Annotated in this window: 6 protein-coding genes and 1 tRNA gene; 5 read left to right on the top strand and 2 right to left on the bottom strand. The window is 68.3% G+C overall.

What is annotated here, in order from left to right:
• Both I0Q12_RS13710 and glpR read left to right on the top strand, forming a co-directional pair.
• On the top strand, positions 1–445 hold a 445-nt coding region (locus I0Q12_RS13710), incomplete at its 5' end, for a GNAT family N-acetyltransferase (protein ID WP_231610605.1).
• A 246-nt stretch (positions 446–691) separates the two neighbouring features.
• The gene (gene glpR / locus I0Q12_RS13705) at positions 692–1,516 is read left to right on the top strand and encodes a gephyrin-like molybdotransferase receptor GlpR (protein WP_197252446.1); all 825 of its coding nucleotides are present in this window, start codon (positions 692–694) and stop codon (positions 1,514–1,516) included.
• On the opposite strand, the gene I0Q12_RS13700 is transcribed toward glpR, so the two are convergent.
• A complete protein-coding gene (locus tag I0Q12_RS13700) occupies positions 1,510–2,304 on the bottom strand; it encodes a methyltransferase domain-containing protein (RefSeq protein ID WP_197252445.1) in 795 nt (264 codons plus the stop codon). The two genes, glpR and I0Q12_RS13700, sit on opposite strands and share 7 nt — an antisense overlap.
• A 99-nt stretch (positions 2,305–2,403) precedes the next feature.
• Between I0Q12_RS13700 and I0Q12_RS13695 the strand changes: the two genes are divergently transcribed.
• The 3 genes from I0Q12_RS13695 to I0Q12_RS13685 all read left to right on the top strand — a co-directional run bounded on the left by I0Q12_RS13695 (position 2,404) and on the right by I0Q12_RS13685 (position 3,328).
• Positions 2,404–2,479: transfer RNA gene (locus tag I0Q12_RS13695), tRNA-Ala, on the top strand.
• Positions 2,480–2,647: 168 nt separating this feature from the next.
• Positions 2,648–3,064 carry a VOC family protein gene (locus I0Q12_RS13690; protein ID WP_197252444.1) on the top strand — a complete coding sequence of 139 codons (417 nt, stop codon included), beginning with the start codon at positions 2,648–2,650 and terminating at the stop codon, positions 3,062–3,064.
• Positions 3,065–3,184: 120 nt separating this feature from the next.
• The gene (locus I0Q12_RS13685; protein WP_197252478.1) at positions 3,185–3,328 is read left to right on the top strand and encodes a hypothetical protein; all 144 of its coding nucleotides are present in this window, start codon (positions 3,185–3,187) and stop codon (positions 3,326–3,328) included.
• A gap of 15 nt (positions 3,329–3,343) precedes the next feature.
• Here the strand turns inward: I0Q12_RS13685 and I0Q12_RS13680 are convergent, their stop codons facing one another.
• On the bottom strand, positions 3,344–4,096 hold the full coding sequence (locus tag I0Q12_RS13680) for a glycosyltransferase family 2 protein (protein WP_307846231.1): 753 nt from the start codon (positions 4,094–4,096) through the stop codon (positions 3,344–3,346).
• Positions 4,097–4,161: the final 65 nt, after the last annotated feature.

Raw genomic sequence — 4,161 nt, 5'->3', positions numbered from 1 at the left:
GTGGCCCGGGATGTACCGGAGTCTGCGTGCCGAGGCCCGCAAGGGGCACATGCTGCCGATGGCCATCGAACTCGACGGACAGTTCTGCGGGCAGCTCACCGTCGGCAACATCGTCCGCGGCGCTCTGCGGTCCGCCTGGATCGGTTACTGGGTCAGCAAGGACGTCAACGGGATGGGTGTCGCGACCGCGGCGGTCGCGCTGGGGCTCGACCACTGCTTCGGCCCGGTGGGTCTGCACCGTGTGGAGGCGACCGTGCGCCCGGAGAACGCGGCGAGCCGCGCGGTGCTCAGCAACGTCGGATTCCGTGAGGAAGGGCTGCTGCGGCGCTATCTCGACGTGCACGGCGCCTTCCGCGACCACCTGCTGGTCGCGATGACCGTCGAGGAGGTGCCGGGTTCGGTGTCGGACCGGCTCGTCCGGAGCGGTCGCGCCAGCTGGGCGTGAATCGGCGGATCACTATATCCACCTGTAACGGAGATTACGGTCATATCGCGTAGTAATACCCATGCGGACATATATTCGTGTGACTAGAGTGAAGGAAGTGTCACATGATTCGGCGTGACTCGTGTTGCAGTAGTTATCACATGAGTCCGGCGTTTCTGTCGGGGTGACCGAGCGGATGCCATTAGCCTGACTAGGTCAGTGGCGTCGACAGGCTGGTAGGCGACAACTGGGAGGAGGGCCGCCGGTATGCCGAACTCGCTCCTGTGGATCGGACTCGTTGCCGTGTGGCTGTTCGTCCTGGTGCCGATGCTGGTCACGAAGCGCCCCCGTATCCGCCAGACGACCGACGCCGCGCTCGCTACGCGTGTACTGCACCGTGGTGACGACGACCCGATCACCCCGCGTGGTCCGGCCGCCGGTCACCGCAGCGACCCGAACTGGCGTCCCAGTCGCGACCGTCGCCGCGCACCGTTGGCGGCCGGTCGGGTGGACCGCCCCGCGGAGGACAGCATGGACACTCAGGAACTCGTCGATCTCGACGAGCGGCCACCCGAAGAAGCCGATCGAGCTCCCGCCCGTGAGTTCGTGCCCGCACGTCGCGGTCGCGGCGGCTTCGATCCGCACGCCGACGCGGTCGCCCGGGCGGCGCGGTACGAGTTCCGGCAGCGCGCCGTGCTCGGACTGCTGTTCGCGGCGATCATGACCGCGGCGCTCGCCCTCATCGCCTCGCCGGCCCTGTGGTGGGTGTGCGCGCTGGCGACGGCAGCGCTGATCGGCTACCTGTTCTACCTGCGCCGGCAGGTGCGGCTCGAGCAGGAGATCCGTCGTCGCCGTATGGCCCGTCTCGCGCGGTCGCGCCTCGGCGTCGAATCACGCAGCGACGAGGAACTGCGCCTCATCCCGTCGCGGCTGCGGCGCCCCGGTGCCGTCGTCCTCGAGGTGGACGACGAGGATCCGGTCTTCGAACATCTCGACACCTACGCCGACGAGGTCGACACCCACGAACCTCGCGAACCCCGCGGACCCCGCGAGGAGCCGGACTACGAAGTGCGCCGCGCGTCCGGTCAGTGACCGCGCCGGCCCGTGACGACATGGGCCACCAGGGGTGCCGACACCGTTCCGTCCGCCTCCACGTACCGGGCCAGTTCGGTCCTCACGTCGCGGCGGATGGCCTCGCGGGTTACAGGTTCGATCCGCTCGGCGAGCGGGCTCCCGTCGATTTCCGTGTCCACGAACGTCTCCGGTGACGAGAAGCGGGCGGTGCCGGTGTGTGTCGTGCACCGGTCGACGCTCGCGCCCGCCTCGCCGACCAGCGCGGTCAGTTCGTCGCGGTCACCGCAACTCCAGTAGGTGTTCAGCAGCGACACCGCGTCGGGACCGGCGTGACGCGCCGCCACCTCGACGAGCAGCCGGTAGGCGGGCTGATCCGGCAGGGCCGCCGGCACGCACACGGTGAATCCGCGCGCGACGCGGTTCATCTCGGTCAGTGCTCGCCGACGGTCGGGGAAGAACATCAGCGCCATCTGGCACAGCGCGGCGTCGAACGTGTCGTCGGGAAACGGCAGTGCGCCGGCGTCGCCGAGGCACCACCCGAGGTCGGGACGGATGCGCCGGGCCACCGCGAGCATGCCGGCGTTCAGGTCGAGGCCGACGACCCGGCCGTGCGGTCCGACCCGGTCGGCGGCTACGCGGGCCACCACCCCCGTCCCGCAGGCGACATCGAGGATCCGCTGACCCTCGGCGACCGCGGCCTGTTCGACGACGAGTGGAGCCCACTGGGCGAACAGCGCCGGCACGAATCGGGATTCGTAGACTTCGGCGGCATCGGACGAGACCTGGAACGTTTCACGCCTGGTCATGTCCCCCATCCTTGTCCCTGTTACCGCATTTGACCAGGCGATTTCGTGCATGGGCAATCGGTTTGCTAGAGTTTGCGAGCGGTTCCGAGAGGGACCGATGGGGCTGTGGCGCAGTTGGTAGCGCGCTTCGTTCGCATCGAAGAGGTCAGGGGTTCGATTCCCCTCAGCTCCACCATCTCGACGAGGTTTCAACCCTGCACCCGCTACGGGCGCAGGGTTTCTTCGTATTCGGCCCAGTCGGGCGGGTGCGTTGTATTTGCCCGGAACGGCGGATATCGTGCGCCGCTGTCTCGACCGGGGTGTACTGGGTGGCACCCGAGACCCCGATCGAGGAGGACGCGTCGTGAGGCCCATAACCGTTGTCGTCTCCGTGCCGGTCACCGATCTGACGCGCACGCTGCGGTTCTACCGCGACGGACTGGGGCTCGAGACGCCGGGCATCGACGAGGGGATCATCCCGATCGAGTTGCCGAACCTCTCACTGTTCCTGATCGAACGGCAGGAGTACGCGCTGTACGCCGTCCGCGGAGGCGTCGAGGACGGCGGACAGCCGGTGCCGGGTACCTGCATCTTCTCCTGCGCGATCGCCGACAAGGAGGAAGTGGACCGAACCATCGAGCGGGCGCGAGAGGCCGGCGGCTCGGTGCCCGGCCCCGCCGAGGAGCAGGACGGCTCGTACACCGGATACGTCGCCGACCCCGACGGCCACCTGTGGGAACTCGTCTGGAACGCGCAGACCGAAGCCGCTGCCGCCGAGTAGTCCCGGCCTCGCGCTCGGCGTCCCGATCCGTGACCGCCGGCTGGACCGTTATCGCAACGGCATCCGATCCGGTGGCAGGTCACAACGAAATTGGGAAGACTGGGTGACATGGAACACAGGATGAGTGACGACGAACTTCGGCGTGCGATTCGGGTGCTCCGCGAGCGCGCCGAGACAGCACGGCACGAGAACCGAACAGACGACGCCGAGCAGATCGAGGAAACGATCCGCCAGTACCAGGAGGAGATGGCGCAGCGTCTCTGACGGCCACCGCGCACCTCACCGGATGTCCACGTGTTCCGGGCGGAAGCGGTGGTCGTAGTACCACAGGAAGGTGTTGCGGTACCCCCACGCCGCGATGCGGCGGCACGACCCGTAGACGACCGCCCCGCGGCGCTTGCCGTATTCCGAGGTCAGCATGCGCACCCTGCCGTGCAGGGCCTTGTCCTCGTGCTCGTCCTCGATGCGGGTGCGCGGAAACCCGCCGGCGGCCTCGTACAGCTCCGCGGTGATCGCCATGTTGCAGCCCGGGGTGAGGATGTACGGCCCGTGGAACTGCGGGCCGCGGAAGTCGGGGTTCAGCTTGCCGAGGTAGGTGCCGAGCACGAACATCGTGCGCATCCCGAGCATCTGTGACCACGACAACCCCTCGTCGGTACGGGGACGCATCCGGCCGGCGATCATCCGCAGTCCCGCGTCGAACCCCGCGGTGAGTTCCGCGGTCCAGTTCGGATCGGGGAGGCAGTCGGCGTCGGTCCGCGCGAGGCGGGTCGCGCCGCGTGCCGCGGCGAAACGCATCCCGGTGTCGGCAGCCGCCCCGGTGCCCTTCTCCGGTTCCTCGACGACCTCGACGGACATGTCGGGATGGGCGGCGGAGAACTCCCGTACCCGCTGCACCGTGCGGTCGGTGGACATGTTGTCCACGACGACGACGTCGAAGTCCCGGTACCGTTGCGCGGCCAGCGCGCTCAGCGTCTGCCCTATGCGGGCTTCCTCGTCGAGGGCCGGGATCACCACGCACAGATCGGCCACGCCGCTTCTCGAACGGTTATCCGTCATCGGATGTCCCCCCTCATCGGATGTCCCCCCTCATCGGA

The sequence above is a fragment of the Rhodococcus sp. CX genome, from assembly GCF_015865005.1.
Lineage (GTDB): Bacteria > Actinomycetota > Actinomycetes > Mycobacteriales > Mycobacteriaceae > Rhodococcus.
The sequence above is the reverse complement of the archived record's forward strand: the minus strand, read 5'-3'. Positions and strand labels throughout refer to the sequence as shown.